The following is a 23,340-nucleotide window of genomic DNA, read 5'->3' as shown; positions in this document are numbered from 1 at the left end:
CCTCTACTTCGCGAGGGTTTCGGTGGCCAGTCGGAGGAGGTCCTCGGCGCCGAGGTCGTCCAGGTCGGGTGTGCCCGCGTCTTCCAGGCCGAGCAGCGCGAGCACGCCCGCCTGCCGCAGCCTGCTGACGGGCATCGCGGCCAGGGCCGCGCGGATCGGGGCGTCCGGGTCGGTGCTCGTGGAGCCGCCGAGGAGTTCGGCGACGTGCGCGGCGACGGCGGCGGGGGTCGGGTGGTCGAACAGCAGGCCGACCGGCAACCGGACCCCGAACACCGCGGCCAGCCTGGTGCGGAGGTCCACCGCGGTGACGGAGTCGAACCCGGCGTCTTTGAAGGGCCCGTTCGGCGGGAGGTCGGCCGCGCGGTCGAGCCCCGACACCGCGGCGGCCTCGGCGCGGACGCGCTCCAGGATCGCGTCGGGGTCGGACCAGTCGGACGGCCGTTCGTCGGTCCGGTCGGCCGGGAGGTCCTCGGTCGTCGGGTCCGCGATGACCGCGGCTTCGGGTGCGGGCGCGAAGTGGCGGCGTTGGAAGGCGTAAGTCGGCAACTCCGCGCTGGGGCCGCCGCGGATTCCCCAGTCCACCGGCACGCCGCGCACGTACGCCTCCGCGAGCGCGGTGGGGAAGCGGTCGCCCTCGTCGCGGCGCAGCGAGCCCAGCGCGACGGCGGCCGGTGCGGTCTCCAGCACGGCCGACGTCAGCACCGGGTGCGGGCTGACCTCGATGAACACCCGGTGGCCGTCCTCGACCAACGCACGGGTGGCGTCCTGCATCAGCACGGTCCGGCGCAGGTTCGCGAACCAGTGGTCGGCGTCGAAGACCTCCAGACGACCACCGGTCACCGTGGAGTAGACCGGGATGCCCGGCGCGCGGGGCCGGAGGGGAGCGAGCGCCTCGGCCAACTCGGCGCGCACCACCTCGACCTGCGGCCCGTGGGAGGCGTAGTCCACGGGCAGCACGCGCACGCGGATGCCCTCGCGCGAGCAGGCGTCCCGCAGTTCCCGCAACGTCTCCGGCGGACCGGAGACGACCACGGACACCGGGCTGTTCACCGCGGCGACCGTGAGCCCGTCACACAACTCGCGCACCCGTGCCGCCGGGGCCGCCACCGACATCATGCCGCCGAGCCCCGACAGCCGCGTCAACGCCCGGCTGCGCAACGCGACCACCCGTGCCGCGTCGTCCAGGTCCAGCGCCCCGGCCACGTGCGCGGCGGCGATCTCGCCCTGCGAGTGCCCGACGACCGCCGCCGGCTCCACGCCGTTCGACCGCCACAGCGCCGCCAGCCCGACCATCACCGCGAACAGCGCGGGCTGCACCACGTCCACCCGGTCGAGCCCGACCCCGTCGACCAGCGCCGCCCGCAGCGACCAGTCCACGTGCGGCGCCAACGCCTCGGCGCACCCGTCCACGGCAGCGGCGAACACCTCCGACGACGCGAGCAGCTCCCGGCCCATGCCCGGCCACTGCGCGCCCTGGCCGGGGAAGACGAAGACCGGTCGGTCGGCCGCGTCCGCCACGACCCCGCTGACCACACCCGGCCGTCCCCCGGCCAGGGCGTCCAGGTCAGTCACGTCCCGCACGACCGCCCGGTGGGCGAACCGCGTCCGGGCCGCCAACGTCCGCGCGACGTCCGCGGGCTCGGCGGGCCGGGCCTCCAGGTGGTCCCGCAAGCGCGCCGCCTGCGCGCGCAACGCCTCGGCGGACTTCGCCGACGGCAGCCACGGCCCGGCGGGTCCACCCTCGGCCGGCGACCCGTCGGGCGCCTGTTCGAGGATCACGTGCGCGTTCGTGCCGCTGATCCCGAACGACGACACGCCCGCCCGCCGCGGCCGACCGGTGTCGGGCCACGGGCGAGGCTCCCGCAGCAGCCGGACGTCACCGCTGGCCCAGTCCACGTGGGACGAAGGTGTGCCGACGTGCAGCGTGCGCGGCAGCTCGCCGTGCCGCAGCGCCATGACCGCCTTGACGACACCCGCGACACCGGCCGCCGCCTGGGTGTGGCCGATGTTGGACTTGAGCGAGCCCAGCCAGAGCGGCCGCGCGCGGTCCTGGCCGTAGGTGGCCAGCAGGGCGTTCGCCTCGATCGGGTCACCCAGCCGGGTCCCGGTGCCGTGCGCCTCGACGGCGTCCACTTCGGACGGTCGCAGGCCCGCGTCGTCCAGCGCGGCGCGGATGACGCGTTGCTGGGCGAGGCCGTTCGGGGCGGTGAGGCCGTTGGACGCGCCGTCCTGGTTGACCGCCGAACCCCGCACGAGGGCGAGGGCGCGTCGGCCGGACGCCCGCTCCAGCACCAGCACGCCGACGCCCTCCGCCCAACCCGTGCCGTCGGCGTCGTCGGAGAAGGCCTTGCAGCGCCCGTCCGGCGCGAGCCCGCCCTGCCTGCTGAACTCGACGAACGCCGACGAGCGCGCCAGCACGCTGACCCCGCCGACGATCGCCAGGTCGCACTCGCCCGCCCGCAGCGACCGCGTCGCCACGTGCAGGGCGACCAGCGACGACGAGCACGCCGTGTCGAGCGTGATCGCCGGTCCTTCCAGGCCCAGGACGTAGGCGACGCGACCGGACAGGACGCTGGACGCGCTGCCGGTCATGGCGTGGCCGTGGAGGTCGCCGGACGCGGCGGCGGGCTGGTCCCAGTGGTGCGCGCCGACGAACACGCCGGTCTTGGTGCCGCGCAACGACAAGGGGTCGATCCCGGCCCGTTCCACCGCCTCCCACACCACCTCCAGCAGCAGCCGCTGCTCCGGGTGCATGGCCGCCGCCTCGCGGGGCGAGATGCCGAAGAAGGCGGCGTCGAACCGCGTGGCGCGGTCGACGAACCCGCCGTTGCCGGTGGTGCTGTCGGCCTCCAGCCGCGCCAGGTCCCAGCCGCGGTCGGTCGGGAACCGGGAGACCGCGTCGCGGCCGGACGCGACCAGGTCCCACAGCGCGTCCGGCGAGTCGACGCCACCGGGCAGCAGGCACCCCATGCCGACGATCGCGATGGGCTCGCGCGCCTCCAGGTCGCGGATGCGCTGCCGTGCCGCCCTCAGGTCCGCGGTGACCCGTCTGAGGTAGTCGACCACCTTCTGGTCTTCCGACACCGGTTTCCCCCTGCGGGTCTAGGTGGTCTCGAACTCTTCGTCGATCAGGTCGAGCAACTCCCGGACGGTCGCGGTCGCGATGTCGGCCGGCAGCGCGGGTGCGGTGGGGGTGCCGGCCAGGTGTTCGGCGAGCAGCGCGGGCGTGGGGTGGTCGTAGACGAGGGTGTCGGGCAGCCGGCGGCCGGTGTGGGCGCTGAGGCGCTCGGAGAGCTCCAGGCAGGCGAGCGAGTCGAACCCGGCCTCGGAGAACGCCAGCTCGGCCGCCACCGGATCCCGCCGCCCGAGCACCGCCGCCGCCTCGGCGCGAACCAGGTCGAGCAGGGACCGCGCCTGTTCGGCGGCTGCGTTCTCGTGCGGGGGCCGGGCCGGTTGGGTTCGTGCGACTGCGCTCTCGTGAGCGGCCGGGCCCGGTTCGGCAGCCGGTCGGGATTGCACTGCCAGCCTGGGCCAGTGGCGTTCCTCCTCGAACGCGTACGTCGGCAGGTCGACGTGCCCGGCGTCGCCGAAGAACTCGCGCCACCGCACCGGCACGCCCGCCACCGACAGCCGCCCCAGCGCCACCGCGAACGACTCCGCCTCGTCCCGGTCGGCGCGCAGCACCGGCACCGCGGGCACGTCGCGGACCAGCGCCGTCAACGTCGAGCCGGGTCCGGCCTCCAACACCGCGTCGACCCCCGCTCGCACCAGCGCGGCCACGCCGTCGGCGAACCGGACGGTCCCGCGCACGTGCCGCACCCAGTAGTCCGGCGTGCCCAGCTCCGCCCCGGCGAGCGCGCCGGTCAGGTTGGACACGACCGGCAGCCGCGGGGCCCGGTAGGTCACGCCCTCGGCGGCCCGGCGGAAGTCCTCGAGGACCGGCTCGACCAACGGCGAGTGGAAGGCGTGCGAGACGCGCAACGGCCGCGTGCGCCGCCCGAGGCCCGCGAAGTGCGCGACCACCCGTCCCACGGCCCCGGCGTCACCGGCGACCACGACCGACCGCGGCCCGTTGACCGACGCGACCGACACCGCACCGGTCAGCACCGCCTCCGCCTCGGCCTCGGTCGCCTCCACGGCCGCCATCGCGCCGCCGTGGGGCAGTGCGTCCATCAGCCGGGCGCGCGCGGTGACCAGCGCGGCCGCGTCGGCCAGGTCGAACACCCCGGCCACGTGCGCGGCCACCAGTTCGCCGACCGAGTGGCCCCCGACGAACGCCGGCGCGACACCGAAGTGCTCCAGCAGCCGGTACAGCGCCACCTCGACGGCGAACAGGGCCGGCTGCGTCCAGCCGGTGCGGTCGAGCAGCTCGGCGTCCTCGCCCCACACGACCTCGCGGAGCGGCCGTTCGAGGTCGAACGCGCCCGCCACGGCATCGAACGCCTCGGCGAAGCACGGGTGCGTCCGGTGGAGCACCAGTCCCATGCCCAGCCGCTGCGAGCCCTGCCCGGGGAACAGGACGGCGCACCGACCGCCACCGCGCACACCTCGCGCGACCTCGTGGGAACCTCCGGGCAGCAGGACGGCGCCGTGGCGGAGCCCGGCCCGTCCCACCGCGAGCGTCCGCCCGACCGCCGCGGGGTCCAGGCCCGCCGCGGCGGGGGTGAGGCGGGCGATCTGGGCGTCGAGCGCGCTTTCGGTCGCTGCCGAGACGATCCAGGGCACAGCGGCCCCGGTCGCCGCTCCCGGTGCGCCCGACCCGTCAGGTGCCTGCTCCAGCACGACGTGCGCGTTGGTGCCGGCGATCCCGAACGACGACACACCGGCCCGGCGCGGCCGCCCGGTGTGCGGCCAGGCCCGGCCCTCCCGCAGCAGCTCCACCCCTTCCCAGTCCAGGTGCAGCGGGGTGGTGATGTTCCGGATCGCCGGCAGGGCGCCGTGCCGCAGGGCCATCACCATCTTGATCACACCCGCGACACCGGCGGCGGCCTGCGCGTGCCCGATGTTCGACTTCAGCGACCCCACCGCCACCGGCCCCCGCCCGAAGACCGAGATCAGCGCCCGCGCCTCGACCGGGTCACCGACCCGCGTGCCGGTGCCGTGCGCCTCCACGGCGTCGACGTCGGCGGGCGCGAGGCCGGCGTCGTCGAGCGCCGCCCTGAGCAGCCGTTCCTGGGCCGGACCGCTCGGCGTGGTCAGCCCGTCGGTGGCGCCGTCGTGGTTGACGGCGGTGCCGCGCACCAGTGCCAGCACCCGCCGCCCGTTGCGCACGGCGTCGGAGAGCCGCTCCAGCACCAGCACGCCGACGCCCTCGGCCCACGTCGTGCCGTCGGCGTCGGCGGAGAAGACCTTGCACCGCCCGTCCGGCGCCAACCCGCCCTGCCGCCCGTGCGCCTCGAACGCCAGCGACGTCGACATGACCGCCACCCCGCCGGCGAGCGCGAGGGACGTCTCGCCCGTGCGCAACGACCGGACGGCGCAGTGGACCGCCACCAACGACGAGGACGACGACGTGTCGAGCGTGAGCGCCGGCCCGCCCATGTCCAGGAAGTGCGCCACCCGTCCCGCGACCAGCCCGGGGGACAGCCCCGTCAACGCCCGTCCCACCAGGTCTTCCCCCGACCGGTCGACCACCGCGGCGTAGTCGGACCACCCGGCGCCGAGGAAGACGCCGGTGTCCGGTCCGCCGGCGGTGTCCGGCGCGATCCCGGCGTGCTCCAACGCCTCCCACGCGGTGACCAGCGCCAGCCGCTGGTGCGGGTCCGCGGACACCGCCTCGCGGGGTGACATCCGGAAGAAGTCCGCGTCGAACCCGGCGATGTCGTCCAGGAACCCGCCGACCACGTCCCGGTCCCAGCCGCGGTCGGCAGGCGCCGGCCCGACCGCCTCACGTCCCTCGGCGGCCAGCCGCCACAGCGCGTCGGCCGACCGCACCCCGCCGGGGTACCGGCACCCGATCCCGACGACCGCGATCGGCTCGGCGTCCACCCGAACGGCACCCGCCACGAAGCCCCCCAGGTCGTCCCAGCGCGTCCGGCACAGCCTGGGAACTTCGGCTTGAGCGCCACTGTCACAGCGCCTTAGCCGCTGGTGAGCCCGCGAATCCCTCTCCAGCAGGAGAACCGCGGCTCACCGCGGGAACGGTCAGGTGGACCGATGCACGGCCAGCGGTGCGAAGCTCTGCGACACCGGCATCAGCTCGATCGTGTTGACGTTGACGTGAGGCGGCTGCGCGGTGACCCACTCGACGGTCGCCGCGATGTCGTCGGCGGTGAGCGCGGACGTGCCCCGGCTGACCGCGGCGGCGCGGGGCTGGTCGCCGGCGAAGCGCACCAGCGAGAACTCCGTGCCCTCGCACAAGCCCGGCTCGACGCACGTCACCCGCACCGCGCTGCCGTGCAGGTCGGCGCGCAGGTTCAGGCTGAACTGCCGGACGAACGCCTTCGTCGCGCCGTAGACGTTGCCGCCCGGGTACGGGTAGGTGCCCGCGATCGAACCGATGTTGATCACGTGCCCGCGGTCGCGCGCCACCATGCCCGGCAGCACGGCGCGGGTGCAGTGGACGAGCCCCCGGCAGTTGGTGTCGAGCATCCGGTCCCAGTCGGTGAGGTCCGCTCGGTGCGCGGGGTCGAGCCCCAGGGCCAGGCCCGCGTTGTTGACGAGCACGTCGATGTCGGCGTACGCGGCGGGGAGCGTGGCCACGGCGTGCCGCACGGCCTCCGGGTCCCGCACGTCCAGCGCCAGCGGCAGGATCCGGCTGCCGGCCGGGATGCGCTCGACGCGACGGGCCGCGGCCACCACGCGGGCGCCCGCGGCGGCGAAGCGCCGGGTGATCGCCGCGCCGAACCCGCTGCTCGCGCCGGTGACGAGGACGATCACGCCGCCACCTGCCCCAGCAGCGCGGCCAGCGCCTGGTTGAACTCGGCGGGGCGTTCCAGGTTCGGCAGGTGGCCGGCGCCGTCGATGACCGCGAGCGTCGAGCCGGGGACGCGGTCGCTGAGGAACACGGCCTCGGAGACGGGGGTGAACTCATCGGCGCTGCCGACCACGACGAGGGTCGGCACCTGGATTGCACCGAGCAGGTCGGTGTAATCAGGCCGCTCGGCCCGGCCCCGCAGCGCGGCGGCCGCGCCCTCGGGCGGAGCCGCCCGCATCATGGCCAGCACGTGCGCCTTCACCTGCGGATCGGCGTCGGGAGCGACCATCGTCGGCAGCAGTTCGGCCGCGTGGTCGGCCATGCCGTCGCGCAGCACCCGGTCGGCGATCGCGTTCCGGCTCGCCTTGCCCTGAGGCGTCTCGGCGGGCGCGGACGTGTCGGCCAGCAGGAGGCCGCGGATGCGGGACGGGAACCGGCGGACGCATTCGAGCACGACCTGGCCACCCATGGACAACCCGCCGAGGACGAACCGGTCGATGCCCAGGGCGTCGGCCAGCGCGGCCAGGTCGTCGGCGAAGTCGCCGAGCGGGGTCACCCCGGGCACGACCGTGCTCGCGCCGTAGCCGCGGAGGTCCGGTGCGACGACCCGCCAACCCGGCCAGGTCAGCTGCGGTGTCCACATGGAACGGTCGAACGGGTGGCCGTGCACCAGCAGGAGCGCGGGGCCGGTGCCGGTGTCGGTGTAGTCGACGGTGATGCCGTTTACCGAGATTGTGCTCACGGACCGAGGCTAGGTTCGGCGCACACCTCAGTGCAATGAAAACAATGCTCTCGGTGCAATGAGACGGTGCTGGACGACCCCCGACATCGCCCCGGCGTTCCTACGGTGTCGCGGGCGTGTCGTCGTACCGGTGGCGGACCCCGGGCAGCAGTGCGCGCCAGATCGGGCGCCAGAGCGGGCCGGGCAGGTACCGGCTGCGTTCCTCGCGCGCGACGCGACCGCGCGGGTGCGCCGCCCACTTCGCCGAGCCCGGGTCGAACGTGGGGGAGTACTCGATGGCGCACACGTGCTTGACGCTCTTGTAGCCGTAGTGGGCGGGCGCGACCAGGCGGACGGGAGCGCCGTGGTCGGTGGTGAGCGCCGCCCCGTCGAGGTGGTCGGCGAGCAGCACGTCGTCGGCGAGGGCGTCGTCGAGGCGCAGGCAGGACCGGTACCCGTCCACGCCGGTGAAGGTGACCCAAGCGGCCGTCCGCGCGACGCCCACCTCGTCGGTCAGCGTCTCGTGGACGTCGCGGAACCGCACGCCCTCCCAGCGCAGGTCTCGTGCGCTCCACGTGGTGACGCAGTGCAGGTCGGCGCGCTGCTCGTGCCGCGGGTGGGCGCCGAGCAGCTCGCCGAGGGGGCGCTGCGCGGGACGTTCGACGAAGCCGGTGACGGTCACGACCGGGCCGGTCGGCTCCTGGGGGCGGACCCGGGCGAACTGCGGCAGCCCGAACCGACGCAGGGGAGCGGGCACTTGACCGGGCGGCAACGGCGGGCTGTCCGACCTGGTGACCATGATCGCCTCATCCTTTATTGGAATGCTCGCTCTAGAATACCTCCTCTAAGCTGACGGCATGTCCAGGCGTCGGGTGCACAGCGACGACGTGATCCTCGACGCCACTCGCGACCTGCTGGTGCGAGGCGGTCCGGACGCGGCGACCACGGGCGCGATCAGCGCGCTCAGCGGCGCGCCCACCGGGTCGATCTACCACCGGTACGGCTCACGCACGCGCCTGTTCGCCGAGGTGTGGCTGCGCACCGTCACCCGTTTCCAGGCCGGTCTGCTCGCCGCCACCACCGGCTCCGGGCTCGAACGGTTGCTCGCGGCGGCCGACTGGACCGTGGAGTTCGCGGTCCGCCACCCCGCCGACGCCCGGCTGCTGCTCCAGGCCGACCGGGCGCAACTGCTCGCCGAGGCCGAGCTGCCGCCGGAGACCCGGCGGGCGCTCACCGACCTCAACGCTCCCGTGGCGGAGCTGATCCGCGACCTGGCGACCGAGCTGTTCGGCACGGCGGCGCCCGAGCACGCGGAGCTGGTGTCGATCGCCGTGGTGGACGTGCCCTACGCGATCGTCCGCCGCCACCTGCGCCGCGGGACCTCACCCGAACCGCACCGCGACCTCGTCGCCACCACGGTCCGCGCCCTCGTCGAATCCCGTGCCGTGCGGCCGTGAGGCGAACGGGCGTTCAGCACGGGGGCGCGGGCAACCGAGTGCCCTTCGTGGACGTCCACTGTGGAACGGTCACGTCCTGGGGCCGAGCCGGGTGGACAACAGCGCGGTTCCCCTGTCGGTGCGGCCACCGGGGCCGGCGTGGAAATCGACCTGGCTCAAGGCGACCGGGTCACCGCAGGCCGAGCAGGTCACCTCGGCCGTGGCCACCTCGCCGCAGGTGTGGTGCCGGACCACCAGCGGCGGGCCTTCCTCGGCGGACTCCCAGCGGTCGCCCCACGCGGTCAGCGCGAGCAGGATCGGCACGAGCTGCCGTCCCTTCTCGGTCAGCGCGTACTCGTAGCGATCCGGCCGCCGCGAGTACCGCTCCCGGACCAGGACTCCGCCGGTCACCAGTCGCTCCAAGCGGTCGGTGAGCGTGTTGGTGGCGACGCCCAGGTCCTGCTGCAACTCGTCGAACCGGCGCAGGCCCAGTGCGATGTCGCGCACCACCAGCAGCGACCACGGGTCGCCGATCAGCGCGGCCGACCGGGCGATCGAACAGGCCATCCCGGCGAAGTCCGTGCGTGTCATGACCTCAGCCTAGTGGCTTGCAAGTTGCAAGTCACCAGGTTACGGTCCCGATCATGTACCACGCGACCGTGCGGGCGATCATCAGAAGGACGTGGCGGCGGATGCACGCGGGCGACTACGAGGCCGCCGTGTCGATGGCCGCACCCGACATGAGGTTCCACTTCGTCGGCGATACCGCCCTGGGCGCCGAGACGCGCGGCCGGAACGCCTTCCGGGCGTGGTTCGACCGGTTCACCGAGCACCTGCCCGACGTCCGACTCGCGCTGACCGACGTCGTCGTCTCCGGCTGGCCCTGGTCCACCACCGTGGCGGCCAGGCTCCGGGTCGCCGGGACGCTGGACGACGGAACCCCTTACGAGAACCAGGCGATCCAGTGGGTGACACTGCGTTGGGGACGCGTCGTCGACGACGTGGTGCTGGAGGACACCCTCGCCCTGGACCGCGCGCTGCGCCGGCAGTCGCAGCTGCGCGCGACCGCACCGTGAGGTCGAGCGGGATCGACGACGAGTCAAGCGACTCGCGACCTTGGTACCGGATCGCGTGGTGGACGGTGTTCTCACGGCACGCGACGTGATCTTCCTGTCGGATCGAGCACGATCCCTCCCCCCCGCGAGGGTGAAAAGCCCTGACCCTGGTGGCAGTTCCCCTGCCGCTCGGTCATGGTTGCGGTAATGGGCGCACCGTACGGGAGGTGGGAACCATGACCTCGTTCCGAGTGGACTGGGAACCGTTCATCGAGTCGCTGCACGAGGCTGCCCGCCCGGGGGACCGCCGGGCGGCCGGCCTCCGGGAGGTCGACGGCGGGGTCGATGCCAATCCGCCCAAGGGCGTGCCGAACGCGGCCGATGTCGTCGGCGCCGCGCCCACCCGATCCGACGCCGCGTGAACCCACGCCCGGCCGACCGCACGATGCCGGGGTAGGCGTCGAGAACGCGTTACCGCGCACACGACCGCGTGACACCCTCCGGCGGGTCATCCGAACGTGACTTCCTGCCATGCGAACCGCATGCTTCGCGAAGCTCCTCGGCCTCTGCCTGGTGGCCGGGTTGCTGCTCGCCGGGATGGCGATCCCGGTCGTCGGCGTGATCGGCATCGCGTCGAACCTGATGAGCGACTACGTCGCGGCGATGTCGGTCACCGTGGTCGGCTCGCCGCCGCCGCTGATGACCACCATCACCGACAAGGACGGCGTGCCGTTCGCCTACCTCTACGACCAGTACCGCGTGCTCACGCCGCCGGACAAGGTCGCGCAGGTCATGAAGGACGCGCTGGTGTCCGCCGAGGACCGCCGGTTCTACGAGCACCACGGCGTCGACTGGCTGGCCACCGCGCGGGCGGCGCTGAAGAACGGGGCCACGGGCACCATCTCCCAGGGCGCGTCGACGATCACGCAGCAGTACGTGAAGAACCACCTCGTGCACGTGCTCGCGCGGAACGACGTCGCCGGGCAGAAGGAGGCGCAAGAGCAGACGATCGCCCGCAAGCTGCGCGAGGCGCGCATCGCGATGCACGTGGAATCGCAGCTGAGCAAGGACGAGATCCTGTCGCGGTACCTGGACGTGGTGCCGTTCGGCGGCACGATCTACGGCATCGCGGCGGCGTCCCAGGCGTACTTCAACACCACGCCGGACCTGCTGACCGTGCCGCAGGCGGCGATGCTCGCCGGGATGGTGAACAGCCCGACGTTCCTGGACCCGGAGGCCCGGCCGGACAAGGCGATCGAGCGGCGGAACCTGGTCATCGACCTCATGCTGGAGAACGCCAAGCTGTCCCCGGAACAAGCCCAGTCGCACAAGCGCGCGCCGCTGGGGCTGAGCACCCCCGTGCGGCCCCTGCCCACCGGGTGCGTCGGGGCCGGGCCGGAGTTCGGGTTCTACTGCTCGTACGTGCTGGACTACCTGACCGACAACGGCTACACGCTCAACGAGCTGAAGGTCGGCGGCTACACCGTCCAAACCCCGATGGACCGGGCGCTCACGATCCAGGCCAAGCAGGCGGCCGAGGCGCAGGTGCCGAAGCCGACGCCGGGCATCGCGAACACCGCGGCGGTCGTGCGGCCGGGCAAGGAGCGGCACGAGGTGGTGGCGCTGGCGGCCAACCGCGACTACGGGCTCGACCAAGCCCGGTTCCAGACGCAGTTCGACCTGCCCAGCGGGGTCGAGAACAAGTTCGGCGCGGGGTCGGTCTACAAGGTGTTCACCGCCGCGGCGGCCTTGGAGCACGGGTACGGGATCGAGAGCGTCGTCGAGTCGCCGACGTCCTACACCTCGCACGTGTTCTTCGGCGGCGCGCCGGGGTGCCCGGGGACCGGGGAGCCGTCCACGCACTGGTACTGCCTGAGCAACTTCGACGGCAGCTACCCGCCCCGGATGACGTTGAAGGAGGCGTTGGCGACCTCGCCCAACACGGCGTTCGTGATCCTGGAGGAGAAGACCGGGTTGGACGCGGTGGTCGACATGGCGCACCGGCTCGGGATGCGGGACACGATGGCGACCAACATCGCGGGCGTGCCACCGGACCGGACGTCGAAGCAGAAGGACCTGCGCGTCTCTCAGACGGAGTTCTTCAAGAAGTCCCGGAACGCCTCGTTCACGTTGAGCCCCGCGCCGACGAGCACGCTGGAGCTGGCGAACGTCGCCGCGACGATCATCTCGGGCGGGACGTGGTGCCGGCCCTCTCCGATCAGCCGGATCCTCGACCGGCACGGCACGCCCGTGGAGTTCCGCGAGGCGCCGTGCGAGCAGGTGGTGGAAGAGGCGTTGGCGAACGCGTTGGCCGTCGGGTTGAGCGAGGACGACCGGAACCGGGGCACGGCCGCCGCGGCCGCGAAGCAGTTCGGGTGGACGCGGCCGATGCTGGGCAAGACCGGCACCACGGAGCAGTACAAGTCCGCGGCGTTCCTCGGCGCCACCCCGGACTACGCGGGCGCCGTGCAGGTCTTCAACGACAGCACTTCGCCCAGCGGCATCTGCATCGGCGCCGGGCCGCCCCGGTTGTGCGGGGAGGGCGACATCTTCGGCGGCACCCTGCCCGCGCGCACGTGGTTCGACTTCATGACCAAGGCCCACGTCGGCCTGCCGGTGAAACCCATGCCGCCGGTGGAGCCGCGCTACCTCAGGCCCTGAAGGCGCCCGAGCTGCTTCGGGCGTCGGCGGTACGGCCACGGGATCCGACATCGGGTGAACCGTTGCCGTCGACCACCGTCGTCGTGGATACGCTGCCGGGATGGCGGAAGGCGGTCGGCGGGGCGCGGGTGTGGACGGCAGGACTGCCCGGTGGGCCGGGCACCGGGACAAACGCCGTGCGGAGATCGTGGACGCGGCCCTGGCGGCCATCGTCGAGCACGGTCCGTGGGTGTCCACCGAGCGGATCGCGGACCGGGCCGGTGTCTCCCGGCCTCAGCTGTACCGGCACTTCGCCGACGCCGACGAGTTGCACGACGCGGTCGCGGGCCGGGTCGCGGAGCTGTTCGCCGAGGAGATCCTGCCCGGCCTGGTCCGGCCGAGCGGCACCGCCCGCGAGGTGATCGGCCAGGTGGTGGGGACGTTCGTGTCCTGGATGGTGTGCAACGCCTCGCTGTACGACTACATGGTGGTGCGCGCCACGGGGCTCGCGCCCGGTCGCGGTGGGCGTGCGGCCGACCTGCGCGCGCAGGTCGCCGACCGGCTGCGCGAGCTGCTCGGCGGGTACCTGCGGCTGCTCGGCGCGGACCCGGCGCGCGCGGACCTCGTGGCCTTCGGGGTCGCCGGGCTGGTGGAGTCGACGACGGTGCGGTGGTTGGCCGTGCCCGGCGCGATCGACGAGGCGCGGCTGGTGCGGCGGCTGTCGGCCGCGGTGTGGGCGCTGGTCGACGACGAGCTGCGGGACGCCGGCGTCGAGCTCGACCCGGACGTCCCGCTGCCGGAGCTGCCCGAAGGTCCGGCGTGAGTCCTCATGCCACATCGTGCACGTTGTGCGACACGCCGCTGCGCTGAGTAGCCGACGGTGGGGATGACTGATACGGTGCTGTACCTGTTACATCACTGTCGGTGTAGTTGTGTGTCCGCTGCCCGGTGACGCCGGCACCGCGGTCGTGGTGGCGGGAAGGGCTGGTGGTCGACTTGGCCGAGCCGGTGGATCGAGCTGTCGGGCCCCGGTCGCCCTCCGGCGTCGGGCCCGGGGTGGTGGGTGTCGCGGCCGTCGTGGCCACGCCGCTGGTCCGTGAAGGGCTGCACGCCGTGATCCGACGGGCCGGGCTGCGCTGGCTGGGGGCCGTCGCCACGCGGGGTGAAGCCCTCCGGTGCCTGCGCCACGTGCGCCCGGACGTGGTCCTCGTCGACAGCGCCGTCGACCCGAGTGGCGCGCTGATCGCCGAGCTCGCCGGTCCCGGCCGGGTGCCGGTGGTGCTCGGGCTGCTGAACGGCGAGCGCCCGGCACCGGACGTGGTCCGCGTCGGACGAGCGGCCGGTGCGCACGGCGTCGTGCCCTTGGGCGCCGGTCCTTCCGACCTCGTGGCGCTGATCCTGAGGGCTCACCGGAGCCGCCGTCCGGCGCTCGTGCCCGCTGCTCCCGTCCGTGCTCGCGGCGTCACGGTCGAGGCGCCGCCGGCCGGTGGCGTGGCTCGCGGGGGCGTCGAGAGGTTGTCGCCGCGGCAGCGCGAGGTGCTGGAGATGATCGCGGTCGGTATGACGTCGGTGGAGATCGCGGACGCGCTCGTGGTGTCGGTCGAGACGGTCCGCACCCACGTGAAGGGCGTGCTGCGCCGGCTCGGCGCCAAGGACCGCGCGCACGCGATCACGCTCGCCTACCGCACGGGCCTGTTCCTGCCGAGATGCGGATGACGGCGCACGAATCCATCCACTGTGGAGCAGGGGCGGGGTGGTCGTGGTGATGGACCTCAAGCCGTGGCAGCACCAGCTGCCGGACGAGGATCGCTCGCAGTTCCTGCACCGCGTGACGCACTCGTGCTACCGCTGCGGCCACTGGGACAACGACCTCGAAGCGTTGGCGGAGCACGAAGACCGGTGCGGGGGCGGCGCGCCGTGACCGTGGCCGACGCGACCGGACCGCTCGGGGGAAGCGGTGCCGGATCGGCGTCGGGTGCGGTGTCACCGCCGTCGAGGGTCGGGTGACGGGAACCTCACGAGGCCGTTCGGTCCGCGGATCGCAGTTCGTCGTGCACGCAGACCGCCCCGACGAGCAAGGTGGCGAGGGCGAGCGCCCAGAGCGGGGGCAGGGTGGCGAGGAGGGCGCCGGACGCGAGGAGCACGCCGGGGCCCACCCACCTCAGGGGCGGGATGCCGCCGCCGGTGCGTGCGATCGTCAGCGCCGATGCCAGAAGGGTGCAGCCGAGTCCGACGCCGAGTGCCCAGCCGCCGAGCGGCCCGAGGTGGTCGTCGCTGAGGTGCGCCATGGCCTGTTCGAGCCCGAGCGCGGTGAGGATGATGCCGGCGATCAGCGGGAAGTGGAGGTAGGTGAAGACCTCGGAGGCCAGCCGGGAGCGGTCGTGGCCGTGGCGGGACTCCAGGGCGTGTTCGAGGTGCTCGAACCTGCGGTGGAAGTACTGCCACCACAGCGCGATGGCGATGGTGATGGCCAGGACGCCTCCGGTAACGACGGCCCAGTCGAGCGGTCGGTTCGCCACGCCGACGCCGACGGCGATGATGGATTCGCCGAGCGCCAGGATGACGACCAGGCCGTGGCGTTCGGCGAAGTGGGCGGCCGACTGCACGATCCACCCGCCACCGCGCGCACCCACGTAGATGGCGGCGAAGTCGTACGCGACCGCGGCGAGCCAGATCCACGTCTGCCACGGCTCCCCGATCGCGGCGCCGACGGCGAGGATGACCACGGTCGGGGCGACGGAGGTCGCGCCGGTGAGGACGACGCGACGCCGCAGCACCTTGTCGCCGGCCGCGGCGGCCAGGTAGACCGCCAGGTGGGCGCAGCGCACGACGGCGTAGCAGAACACCAGCATGGCTGCTGCCGGGACACCGCCGGGCACCTCGTGGAACGCCTCCGGGATGGTCAGGCAGGCGACGAACATCGCGACCATCGCCACCACGAAGGCGGCCCGGAGGAGGCCGCGGTTCGCGCGCGCCTGGTTCGCCAGCCACGCGTAGGAGGACCACGCCCACCAGAGCAGTGACACGACGATGAACCCCTGGAGGAGGGAGCGGGGCGGGTCGCCGTGGGTGATCATTCCGGTGACCTGGGTGAACGCGAACACGAAGACGAGGTCGAAGAACAGTTCCAGCGTGGTGACCCGGTCGCCCTCGCTGCCTGTGGTGACGCGGAGACGTGGCCGCGGGGACGGCGAGATGGACACAACTCTCCTCGGGTGTGGAATGGACGGTGGCGCCGGTCAGCCCAGGTGTTCGTGGAACCACGCCGCGGCCGACTCGACGGCCGGTTCGACGCAGCGAGGCTGGTCGTAGAGGTCGATGTGGTTGGTGGTGTCGATCCACACCAGGTCCGACGGCTCGCCCAGCCGGTCGAAGATCCCCCGGGCGCCCTCGGGCGAGCAGTACTCGTCGCGGGTTCCGTGGATGATCCGCACCGGCGTGGGCGAGACGAAGTCCGCGCCGATGGCCGCGTCCAGCGTCAGCAGCGTGTGGATCGAGGCGGTCGTGACCTCGTTGCGCCAGGTCGGCGCCGACCCGCGGCTGGTGCCGTAGTACTCGTACGGCTCGGGTCCGGGCATGGCCGCGGGTCCGTCCGGGGACACCGCGGGCATGACGTCGGCGCCGCTCGCGAGCAGGTCGGCGAGCTTCGCGCGGTACGCCCGACGCCCGAAACCGGCCTGCATGGCCTGAGGGCTGTTGTACGCGCCCGCGACCGTGACCAACGCCTGGACCCGGCCGTCGAAGGCCGCGGCCTTCAACGCGTACCCGGCCCCCAGGCAGATCCCGACCAGACCGACCTCGGTGACGTCGGGGTGCCCGTGGAGGAATCCGACGGCGGTCTGCAGGTCGGTGAGCTTGCCGCCCGCGTCCTCGTACTGGCGGTTGGTCCCACCGCTGGCGCCGAAGTTGCGGTGGTCGAACGTCAAGGTCGTGATGCCGCGCTCGCTCAGCCCTTCGGCGTAGGTGGCGACGACCTGCTCCTTCACGCCGGTGAAAGGTCCGGTCAACGCCACGGCCCGCCGTGGTCCGGCGCCGCGCCCGGGTCGCAGCACGGCCGCCAGGTCGATGCCGTCGGGGGTGCGCATGGTCACGTGCTGCAACGTCTACTCCTGCTGTGGTCGTGAAGGGAGGAAGCCGTCCGGGAGGCTGGTGGTGAGGACCTCCCCGCCGTGTCCGTCCACATAGCGCAGTCCCCACCGGCACATCGCGGCCACCAGCGGCTCCAGGGCCGCGCGTTCCGCCTCTTCGACGGAGTACTCCACCCTCGGCGGCACCTGGTCGAACACCGTCCGCCGCACGAGACCCGAGGCTTCGAGCTCGCGCAGCTGCTGGGTGAGCATCTTGTGGGACACCTGCGGGATGAGGCGGGTCAGCTCACCATGGCGACACGGCCGTTGCAGCAGGTAGAAGCAGACGATCAGCTTCCACTTCCCGCCCAGGTGCCGCAGTGGCACGTCCACCGGGCACACGTACGGGGGCTCCGGTTCGGACATGGCTCCCTCCACGGGTGCAATTGAATGCCATACCGGTCCTGAGAGCCAGTACGCACTTTTCGGTGCCCAGGCACTGGGAAGTGCCTACTGGTGCGCCGCGACGGTCCGGGACACCTTCTCGGCATGATGATCTCAAACCGCACCCCGGTCATCGAGCGGGTGGAGGGCCGCACCATGGCGGTGAACTCCTACCTCGTCGAAGGCCCCGACGGCGTGGTGGTCGTCGACGCGCAGTTGACCGTCGACGACGCCGCCAGGGTCCGCGCGGCCGTCGACCGCGGCGGCCGCCCGCTGGCCGGCGTGCTGATCACGCACCCCCATCCCGACCACTACGCGGGGCTGGCGGCGATCACGGAGGGTCTCGACGTCCCCATCGTCAGCACGGCCGCGGTGGACCAGGTCATCCGGCGCGACGACGCGCTCAAGAACCAGGTCGTCGGGCCGATGATGGGCGACCAGTGGCCCGCGCAACGGCCGTTCCCGACCCGGATCGTCCACGACGGCGAGTCGGTCGAGCTGGGCGGTCTCACGTTCACCGTGCGGGACCTGGGCGCGGGCGAGTCGCACGCCGACGCCGTCTGGGCGCTGGACGACGTCACGCTCTTCACCGGCGACGTCGTCTACAACGACATGCACGCCTTTCTCGCCGACGGCCACCACGGTTCCTGGACCGAGCAGCTCGACGAGCTCCACCGGACCCTGCCCGACGACGTCGTCCTCCACGTCGGACACGGCGCCCCGGGCGGCAAGGAGCTGTTCGTCGAGCAGCGCCGCTACGTCGAGGCGTTCGTCGACGCGGTCCGGGCCACCGCCGACCGCGACGAGGAGTCGCGTACCAAGGAGGTCACCGCCGCCATGCACCGTCTCGTTCCCCACGACAAGCTCCTCTTCCTCATGCAGCTCAGCATCGAGCCGGTGTTGACCGCGATTCGCGGGGAGTGAAGCACTCCGGCTCGGGAGGACTCCGGCGACCGGCGCCGACGGTCCCGACGTTCAGGCGTTCCGACCGACTCGGTGTCCGCGGTCCGGAGGGTGGTCCTCAGTGGTCGGTCGGGACCGGCGGGCTTCCGGCCGCTGCACCAGGTACGCCGCGGCGGCGATCAGCACCACCCCCGCGAGGGCGAGCGCGTGTGCTGATTCGCCGCCGAGGAGCACGCCCATGAGGAGGGCCACCACCGGTACGGCGTAGGTGACGACCGATGCCCGGGTGGGGTCGAGGGTCCCGGCGAGCCAGGCGAACAGCGCGAAGCACGCGGCGGTGCTGACGCCGCCGAGCAGCACCAGTGCCAGGATCCCGTGCGGAACGGGCCGGGCGTCGAGGAGGTCCGGCAGCCCGACCGGTGCGAGCAGCAGGGTCGCGATGATCATGGAGCGCCAGATCACCGGCAGGGCTCCGTGCTCGCGCTGGAGCCGACCGGTGATGTTGAACGCCACGCCGTAGACCGCGACGGCCATGAGGACCAGCACCACGCCCAACGGTGCTCCGGCGCCCTGGGCGGCGCCGGGCAGTCCGATCGCGGCGACCCCGAGAACGCCGAGGAGCAGGCCGAGCAGCCGTTGCCGACCGGGTGCCGTCCTGGTGAGCACGGCGGCGACGATCGCGGTGAACACCGGCGCTGAACCGTTGATCATCCCCGCGGTCGCCGAACTGACACCCCGTTCGGCCAGCGCGAACAACACCATGGGAACGGCCATCCACGTCACCGCGAGCGCGCCGAGCCCCGGCCAGGCGCGCAGCGGCACCCGTTGCCTGGCCGCCGGGATCATGCCCAGGACGACGGCGCCGAGGGCGACCCGGCCGAACGCGACCCCGTACGCGTCGGTCACCAGCAGCGACTCGCGGATCAGCAGGAACGAGCACCCCCAGCCGAGGCTCACCGCGATCATCACCGCGATCGTCGACCACCGCGTCCTGATCGTCACCGCGCACCATCCAACGTGGACATGCGGCGCAGGGGTGACAACGCGATCGGTACCCACACCAGGCCGAGCGCGGCCGAGGCCACGATGAGGGCGGCACGGTTGTCGGCCGCTGTCGCGACCGTGCCGGCCGTGGCCGCGCCGACCGCGACGGCGGCGGTGAAGAGGACCCTCATCGTGCCGTTCACCCGGCCCAGCAGGGCGGAGGGGGTGACGGCCTGGCGGAAGCTCATCATGACGACGGCGTCGAAGCCGATCTTGTAGATGATCAGCGCCCAGGCGGCCGCGGCGACGTGGCCGGGAACCGGGTCTCCCGTGAGCGGCAGCACCGCGGTGGCGGGAGCGACGAGCAGGCCGATCACGAAGACCGAGCGACCGGCGCCGAACCGGCCGGCGACCTTGTTCGCCGTCACGGCTCCCAGCAAGCCGCCGATTCCCCCGGCGCCGAGGTAGGTCCCGAGCTGCGACTCGGACCAGCCGAGGTCCACCAGTGCGCGCACGGGCAGGACCGCCGTGAACGCGGCGCTGCCGAAGTTGACCAGGCACCCGGCGCCGAGGACGGCGAGGAGCACGGGCTGCCGCCGGACGAACCGGACACCGTCACGGATGTCGGCCAGGAGCCGTTGCCGGGGCGCGTCGGCGGGACGGACGGGCTCCGGGGTGCGCAGCCGCGAGAGCCACACCGCGGACCACGCGTAACCGACCGCGGTCGCGGCGAGGACGGCGGACGGCGTGAGCACCCCCGCGACCCAGCCCGCCAGCGGGGGCGCGCAGATCAGGGCGGTCTGGGTGAGGGTCGCCAGCCTGCCGTTGGTCCTCACCAACCGGTCTGCCGGAACGAGGTCCTTGAGGTGGCTTTGGGTGCCGAGGTCGAAGAACACCGTCGCGACCCCGTTCACCAGCACCACCACCCAGAGGAGGAGGAACGTCAGCGAACCGAGCCACTCCGCGATGGGCACCGTGGCCAGGGTCACCGCCCGAACGACGTCCGCGGTGATCATCACCGGTCGACGTCGGACGCGGTCGAGCCAGGCGCCCACGGGCAGGCCCAGGAGCATGAAGGGCACGGCGACGGTGGCCGACAGCAGCGCGGTGCCGCGGGCGTCGGCGGACAGCGACGCGACCGCCGTCAGCGGGACCGCCGCGACCCCGAGTTGCGCGCCCCACAAGGCAACGCCGGAGGCGACGAGGTAACGGCCGCGATCCCGAGCCGACTCGGTGGTGTCGGGCGGTCGCACGTGCGTGGTCATGGCGGCAGCGTCGACGACGCCGGGCACGGGGGCATCGGATTCACGTTAGAGTGAATCCATGTGGGAGGTGCGCATCCGGCTCGACGCCGCGGACCTCAGCCGGCTGCGCTGGGCGATCTCACCGGCCTGGGAACTCCTCGCCAGCCTGCGGGTCCTGGGACGGCCGGGTACGCACGCGATCCACATGCCCTGGTTGTCCCGACACCGGGACGACCCCGTCCTCACCCACCCCCGCCACCAGGGTCTGAGGGACCTCGCCGGCCGGCACCCGGGCCACCTGCCGGGGTTCCTCGCGCCGACGCCCGACTCACCGCTCGCGGACATCGACGACGAGCTGGCGGTCGTCCTGGCCACGCCGGTCGACGTCGTGCGCCGCGAAGTGCGCGGCACGCATCCCGACGGGGTCCCGCCATCACTGGTCCCGTTGATCACGGCGCCGCGGCGGGAACTGCGCGGTCTGGTGGCCGACCTGCGCGCGTACTGGTCGCGGACCATCGAGCCGAGGTGGCCCGCGATCCGGGGCATCCTCGAACGCGACATCCACCAGCGGGCACTGTCCACTGCCGACCAGGGTCCTGGCGCCGTGCTCAACGGACTGCACCCGGATATCCGCTGGGATCCCACGAGCGACACGCTGTCGATAGGCAACCGCACCACCGAAGTCGCCTACCCCGACCGCGTCCTCACCGGCCGCGGCCTCGTCCTGGTCCCCTCGGCGTTCGCCTGGCCCCGGGTCTACGTCAAGACCGCCGAGCCCTGGACCCCCGTGGTCAGGTATCCCGCGCGCGGTGTCGGAGCCCTCTGGGAACCGGAGGAGACCAGCCATGACCTCGCGGCCGTCCTGGGAACCGCCAGGGCCCGGCTCCTGGCGCTGCTGGACGTGCCGTCGACGACCGACCAACTGGCACGGTCGCTCACCCTCGCGCCCGGCGGGGTGTCGGTCCACCTCCACCGACTGGTCGCCGCCGGACTCGCCTCGAAGGCCCGCGCCGGCCGCGAGGTCTACTACGCCCGCACCGCGCGCGGCGACAACCTCATGCGTTGACGTCGAGTGCGGGCCGGCGGCCTGTTCCCGTCAGGTGCCGGACGACACGCCCAGTTCGCCCGTGAGCACGGCGAGCTGCGCCTCCGACGCGAGCACGTAGACCTGGTCGGCACCGGGCGAAGTGGACAGCAGGTGGAACTTCCGCTGCACGTCACCGGTCGGCCGCAGGTCGTTGATCGACTCGTAGATCGACAGGGTGTCGAGGTACTCGCCGTGGTCGTCGATGCTCCAGGACACCGGTTGGCCGTTGCGGGTGAAGGTCAGCAGCCAGTCGCCCGCGGCGTCCTCGTCGTCCTGCTCGGTCAGCTCGACGTCCTCGACGACCACCGACCCACCGGAGCACGCGGCCGCGGCGGTCAGGACCTCCTCGTAGGCATCCACCAGATCGGGGCCGTCGAGGCCGACGTCATCGGTGTGCACGTTCACCGCGGTACCCAGCTCGACCAGCGCCGCCGCCCGCTCGTCGATCGGGAGTTCCCCGTCCGGGTCGCGCCACTCCGCGATGGCCGACAGGGCCTCGGCCACCCGCGCCTCGGTCACCATCCCGAGTTCGACGAGCCGGCCCGCGAAACGCCGGTAGGTAACGACTTGTGTTGACGTCATGGGAAAAGTAAACACCAGCCGGGATCGCGCGCAGGCCGTGGTCCCTTCGACCCGGAAGCGGGCGCTCACATGTTCTCGGCACCGGCCTTGATCGCGTCACGGATGCGGGAGTAGGCGCCGCAGCGGCGGATGTTGCGGATGCCGTCGAGGTCGGCGTCGGTGATCGTGCGACCTTCCGCCGCGGCAGCGCATCCCGACCGTCCGCGAGGTCGTGGAACGCGTCGTGGCCGAAGGCTCGGAGCTGATCACGGGGGAGGTTGGCCGCCCTGCCTCGGACCGGTCGCGCTCGGGTCGACGTTCAATCGCGGCATCGCGTTGCCGGGCAACGGGTTGATCGTGTCGGACGGTCCGCTGCGCTTGCGTCAACGGCAGCGGGGGGCAGGTCGAGAACCGGAGTTCAGGCTTCGACGGTCTCGCTGACGGGTGTCGCGTCCGCGGTGAACTGGACGGCCGGCCAGTAGCCGTCGAGGTAGTAGCTCTCGGTGGTGTCCACGAAGTGGATCTCGAAGTCGCCCGAGCGGTACACGACCAGTTCGGCGGGCACCAGTCCGGTCAGGAACCGCGCCTTCGCGCCCTCGGGCTCGCTGCCGTCGGAGCTCCTCTCCCAGAGGAACTCGAGGCCGTCGCGGCTGACGCGGTCGAACTCCGCCAGCAGGTCGCGGACGTGGGGGAGCAGTTCGGCGACCTTCTCCGGCCCGGCGGCGTCGAAGGTGACCGACAGGTCCAGGTCCCCGGCGACGACCTGCGCTTGGCCCAGCCGCACGATCTCCTCGACCCCCGGCCCGTCCAGACCCCGGTCGGTCGTCACCGCGTCGACCGCCTCCGACCAGTCCCGGACCGGGATCAGGTGCGTGGCGAGGAAGGCTTCTTCCAGTTGCTCGTGGTAACGCGGGTTGTGCTCCTCGTCGAGGAGCTTGCGCTCTTCGACGAACTGGCGGGGCGTGCCGTGCGCCGTGCGGCCGTCGACGGCGGTCAGCGTGAAGTGCTCGTGGTCGTGCCGGATGCCGCTGATCCGGAAGGACGCGGGCACCTCGATCCGGTTGACGCTGCTCCCACCGCCTTCCCGGACGATGGCGAGCGTCGTGCTCTGCGTGCCGTCGGCGCCGACCTGGACCAGGAACACGCTCGCCAGGTCGGGCGCGACACAGACGATGCCGTCCGGCCCGGCCGCAGCCCTCAGTTCGCGGTCGTCACCGCTCAACGCCGACGCGAAGCTCTCGAATCCGGGCACAGGGCGGAAGGTTATCGCCGGCGCGGGTCG

At 72.8% G+C, this 23,340-nt stretch carries 21 protein-coding genes and 1 pseudogene; 9 read left to right on the top strand and 13 right to left on the bottom strand.

Annotation, left to right across the window (positions count from 1 at the left end):
* Positions 1-3: 3 nt before the first annotated feature.
* From ACZ7GX_RS18350 to ACZ7GX_RS18330, 5 genes and pseudogenes are all read right to left on the bottom strand, one after another.
* A pseudogene (locus tag ACZ7GX_RS18350) lies at positions 4-3,045 on the bottom strand (type I polyketide synthase); the annotation flags it as partial.
* 57 nt (positions 3,046-3,102) lie between these two features.
* Entirely contained in the window at positions 3,103-6,006 is a 2,904-nt protein-coding gene (locus ACZ7GX_RS18345) for a type I polyketide synthase (protein WP_498778130.1), read from the bottom strand.
* A 138-nt stretch (positions 6,007-6,144) separates the two neighbouring features.
* Entirely contained in the window at positions 6,145-6,879 is a 735-nt protein-coding gene (locus ACZ7GX_RS18340) for an SDR family NAD(P)-dependent oxidoreductase (protein ID WP_498778128.1), read from the bottom strand.
* Positions 6,876-7,658: an alpha/beta fold hydrolase gene (locus ACZ7GX_RS18335; RefSeq protein WP_498778125.1), complete on the bottom strand. Its 783-nt coding sequence runs from the start codon at positions 7,656-7,658 to the stop codon at positions 6,876-6,878. Before ACZ7GX_RS18335 ends, ACZ7GX_RS18340 begins: the two co-directional genes overlap by 4 nt.
* Positions 7,659-7,758: 100 nt before the next feature.
* The gene (locus tag ACZ7GX_RS18330; protein WP_498778123.1) at positions 7,759-8,436 is read right to left on the bottom strand and encodes a molybdopterin-dependent oxidoreductase; all 678 of its coding nucleotides are present in this window, start codon (positions 8,434-8,436) and stop codon (positions 7,759-7,761) included.
* Between the two features lie 58 nt (positions 8,437-8,494).
* On the opposite strand from ACZ7GX_RS18330, the gene ACZ7GX_RS18325 reads away from it, so the two are divergent.
* Complete coding sequence (locus ACZ7GX_RS18325) at positions 8,495-9,094, top strand: TetR/AcrR family transcriptional regulator (protein WP_498778121.1); 600 nt, start codon at positions 8,495-8,497, stop codon at positions 9,092-9,094.
* 69 nt (positions 9,095-9,163) lie between these two features.
* Here ACZ7GX_RS18325 and ACZ7GX_RS18320 read toward each other — a convergent pair whose 3' ends face one another.
* Positions 9,164-9,664 carry a winged helix-turn-helix transcriptional regulator gene (locus ACZ7GX_RS18320; RefSeq protein ID WP_498778119.1) on the bottom strand — a complete coding sequence of 167 codons (501 nt, stop codon included), beginning with the start codon at positions 9,662-9,664 and terminating at the stop codon, positions 9,164-9,166.
* 53 nt (positions 9,665-9,717) lie between these two features.
* Between ACZ7GX_RS18320 and ACZ7GX_RS18315 the strand changes: the two genes are divergently transcribed.
* From ACZ7GX_RS18315 to ACZ7GX_RS18290, 6 genes are all read left to right on the top strand, one after another.
* A complete protein-coding gene (locus tag ACZ7GX_RS18315; RefSeq protein ID WP_498778117.1) occupies positions 9,718-10,149 on the top strand; it encodes a nuclear transport factor 2 family protein in 432 nt (143 codons plus the stop codon).
* 215 nt (positions 10,150-10,364) lie between these two features.
* Entirely contained in the window at positions 10,365-10,550 is a 186-nt protein-coding gene (locus ACZ7GX_RS18310) for a hypothetical protein (RefSeq protein ID WP_498778115.1), read from the top strand.
* A 109-nt stretch (positions 10,551-10,659) separates the two neighbouring features.
* A complete protein-coding gene (locus ACZ7GX_RS18305; protein ID WP_498778113.1) occupies positions 10,660-12,789 on the top strand; it encodes a transglycosylase domain-containing protein in 2,130 nt (709 codons plus the stop codon).
* Positions 12,790-12,889: 100 nt separating this feature from the next.
* Positions 12,890-13,591, top strand: a complete 702-nt coding sequence (locus ACZ7GX_RS18300) for a TetR/AcrR family transcriptional regulator (RefSeq protein ID WP_498778110.1) — start codon at positions 12,890-12,892, stop codon at positions 13,589-13,591.
* Positions 13,592-13,716: 125 nt separating this feature from the next.
* Positions 13,717-14,484, top strand: a complete 768-nt coding sequence (locus ACZ7GX_RS18295) for a helix-turn-helix transcriptional regulator (protein WP_498778106.1) — start codon at positions 13,717-13,719, stop codon at positions 14,482-14,484.
* A gap of 37 nt (positions 14,485-14,521) precedes the next feature.
* Positions 14,522-14,689: a hypothetical protein gene (locus tag ACZ7GX_RS18290; RefSeq protein WP_498778104.1), complete on the top strand. Its 168-nt coding sequence runs from the start codon at positions 14,522-14,524 to the stop codon at positions 14,687-14,689.
* A 94-nt stretch (positions 14,690-14,783) separates the two neighbouring features.
* Here the strand turns inward: ACZ7GX_RS18290 and ACZ7GX_RS18285 are convergent, their stop codons facing one another.
* From ACZ7GX_RS18285 to ACZ7GX_RS18275, 3 genes are read right to left on the bottom strand one after another with little or no spacing between them, the layout of a single operon-like run.
* Positions 14,784-15,971 carry a low temperature requirement protein A gene (locus tag ACZ7GX_RS18285; RefSeq protein WP_498778102.1) on the bottom strand — a complete coding sequence of 396 codons (1,188 nt, stop codon included), beginning with the start codon at positions 15,969-15,971 and terminating at the stop codon, positions 14,784-14,786.
* 36 nt (positions 15,972-16,007) lie between these two features.
* Positions 16,008-16,853 (bottom strand): alpha/beta hydrolase, encoded by an 846-nt coding sequence (locus ACZ7GX_RS18280; RefSeq protein WP_498778203.1) that lies wholly within the window; start codon positions 16,851-16,853, stop codon positions 16,008-16,010.
* A gap of 18 nt (positions 16,854-16,871) precedes the next feature.
* On the bottom strand, positions 16,872-17,261 hold the full coding sequence (locus ACZ7GX_RS18275; RefSeq protein ID WP_498778100.1) for a winged helix-turn-helix transcriptional regulator: 390 nt from the start codon (positions 17,259-17,261) through the stop codon (positions 16,872-16,874).
* Between the two features lie 123 nt (positions 17,262-17,384).
* Here ACZ7GX_RS18275 and ACZ7GX_RS18270 point away from each other — a divergent pair, with 123 nt between their 5' ends.
* Complete coding sequence (locus tag ACZ7GX_RS18270; RefSeq protein ID WP_498778097.1) at positions 17,385-18,203, top strand: MBL fold metallo-hydrolase; 819 nt, start codon at positions 17,385-17,387, stop codon at positions 18,201-18,203.
* Between the two features lie 51 nt (positions 18,204-18,254).
* On the opposite strand, the gene ACZ7GX_RS18265 is transcribed toward ACZ7GX_RS18270, so the two are convergent.
* Together ACZ7GX_RS18265 and ACZ7GX_RS18260 are read right to left on the bottom strand one after the other, a co-directional pair.
* A complete protein-coding gene (locus ACZ7GX_RS18265) occupies positions 18,255-19,184 on the bottom strand; it encodes a DMT family transporter (RefSeq protein WP_498778095.1) in 930 nt (309 codons plus the stop codon).
* The gene (locus ACZ7GX_RS18260; protein ID WP_498778093.1) at positions 19,181-20,431 is read right to left on the bottom strand and encodes an MFS transporter; all 1,251 of its coding nucleotides are present in this window, start codon (positions 20,429-20,431) and stop codon (positions 19,181-19,183) included. Before ACZ7GX_RS18260 ends, ACZ7GX_RS18265 begins: the two co-directional genes overlap by 4 nt.
* A 58-nt stretch (positions 20,432-20,489) precedes the next feature.
* Here ACZ7GX_RS18260 and ACZ7GX_RS18255 point away from each other — a divergent pair, with 58 nt between their 5' ends.
* A complete protein-coding gene (locus ACZ7GX_RS18255) occupies positions 20,490-21,476 on the top strand; it encodes a DUF5937 family protein (protein ID WP_498778091.1) in 987 nt (328 codons plus the stop codon).
* Positions 21,477-21,506: 30 nt separating this feature from the next.
* Here ACZ7GX_RS18255 and ACZ7GX_RS18250 read toward each other — a convergent pair whose 3' ends face one another.
* Positions 21,507-22,079 (bottom strand): hypothetical protein, encoded by a 573-nt coding sequence (locus ACZ7GX_RS18250; RefSeq protein WP_498778089.1) that lies wholly within the window; start codon positions 22,077-22,079, stop codon positions 21,507-21,509.
* Positions 22,080-22,476: 397 nt separating this feature from the next.
* Positions 22,477-23,310, bottom strand: a complete 834-nt coding sequence (locus tag ACZ7GX_RS18245) for a hypothetical protein (protein ID WP_498778087.1) — start codon at positions 23,308-23,310, stop codon at positions 22,477-22,479.
* Positions 23,311-23,340 lie beyond the last annotated feature (30 nt).

Source organism: Actinosynnema sp. NPDC037264, assembly GCF_055603705.1.
The sequence above is the reverse complement of the archived record's forward strand: the minus strand, read 5'-3'. Positions and strand labels throughout refer to the sequence as shown.

What these genes read in the sequence shown, in the direction of transcription:
- ACZ7GX_RS18270 (WP_498778097.1), top strand. Translation starts at nt 17,385, where the DNA reads ATGATGATCTCAAACCGCACCCCGGTCATCGAGCGGGTGGAGGGCCGC.
- ACZ7GX_RS18255 (WP_498778091.1), top strand. Translation starts at nt 20,490, where the DNA reads ATGTGGGAGGTGCGCATCCGGCTCGACGCCGCGGACCTCAGCCGGCTG.
- ACZ7GX_RS18310 (WP_498778115.1), top strand. Translation starts at nt 10,365, where the DNA reads ATGACCTCGTTCCGAGTGGACTGGGAACCGTTCATCGAGTCGCTGCAC.
- ACZ7GX_RS18300 (WP_498778110.1), top strand. Translation starts at nt 12,890, where the DNA reads ATGGCGGAAGGCGGTCGGCGGGGCGCGGGTGTGGACGGCAGGACTGCC.
- ACZ7GX_RS18320 (WP_498778119.1), bottom strand. Translation starts at nt 9,664, where the DNA reads ATGACACGCACGGACTTCGCCGGGATGGCCTGTTCGATCGCCCGGTCG.
- ACZ7GX_RS18325 (WP_498778121.1), top strand. Translation starts at nt 8,495, where the DNA reads ATGTCCAGGCGTCGGGTGCACAGCGACGACGTGATCCTCGACGCCACT.
- ACZ7GX_RS18275 (WP_498778100.1), bottom strand. Translation starts at nt 17,261, where the DNA reads ATGTCCGAACCGGAGCCCCCGTACGTGTGCCCGGTGGACGTGCCACTG.
- ACZ7GX_RS18305 (WP_498778113.1), top strand. Translation starts at nt 10,660, where the DNA reads ATGCGAACCGCATGCTTCGCGAAGCTCCTCGGCCTCTGCCTGGTGGCC.
- ACZ7GX_RS18280 (WP_498778203.1), bottom strand. Translation starts at nt 16,853, where the DNA reads ATGCGCACCCCCGACGGCATCGACCTGGCGGCCGTGCTGCGACCCGGG.
- ACZ7GX_RS18315 (WP_498778117.1), top strand. Translation starts at nt 9,718, where the DNA reads ATGTACCACGCGACCGTGCGGGCGATCATCAGAAGGACGTGGCGGCGG.
- ACZ7GX_RS18330 (WP_498778123.1), bottom strand. Translation starts at nt 8,436, where the DNA reads ATGGTCACCAGGTCGGACAGCCCGCCGTTGCCGCCCGGTCAAGTGCCC.
- ACZ7GX_RS18260 (WP_498778093.1), bottom strand. Translation starts at nt 20,431, where the DNA reads ATGACCACGCACGTGCGACCGCCCGACACCACCGAGTCGGCTCGGGAT.
- ACZ7GX_RS18250 (WP_498778089.1), bottom strand. Translation starts at nt 22,079, where the DNA reads ATGACGTCAACACAAGTCGTTACCTACCGGCGTTTCGCGGGCCGGCTC.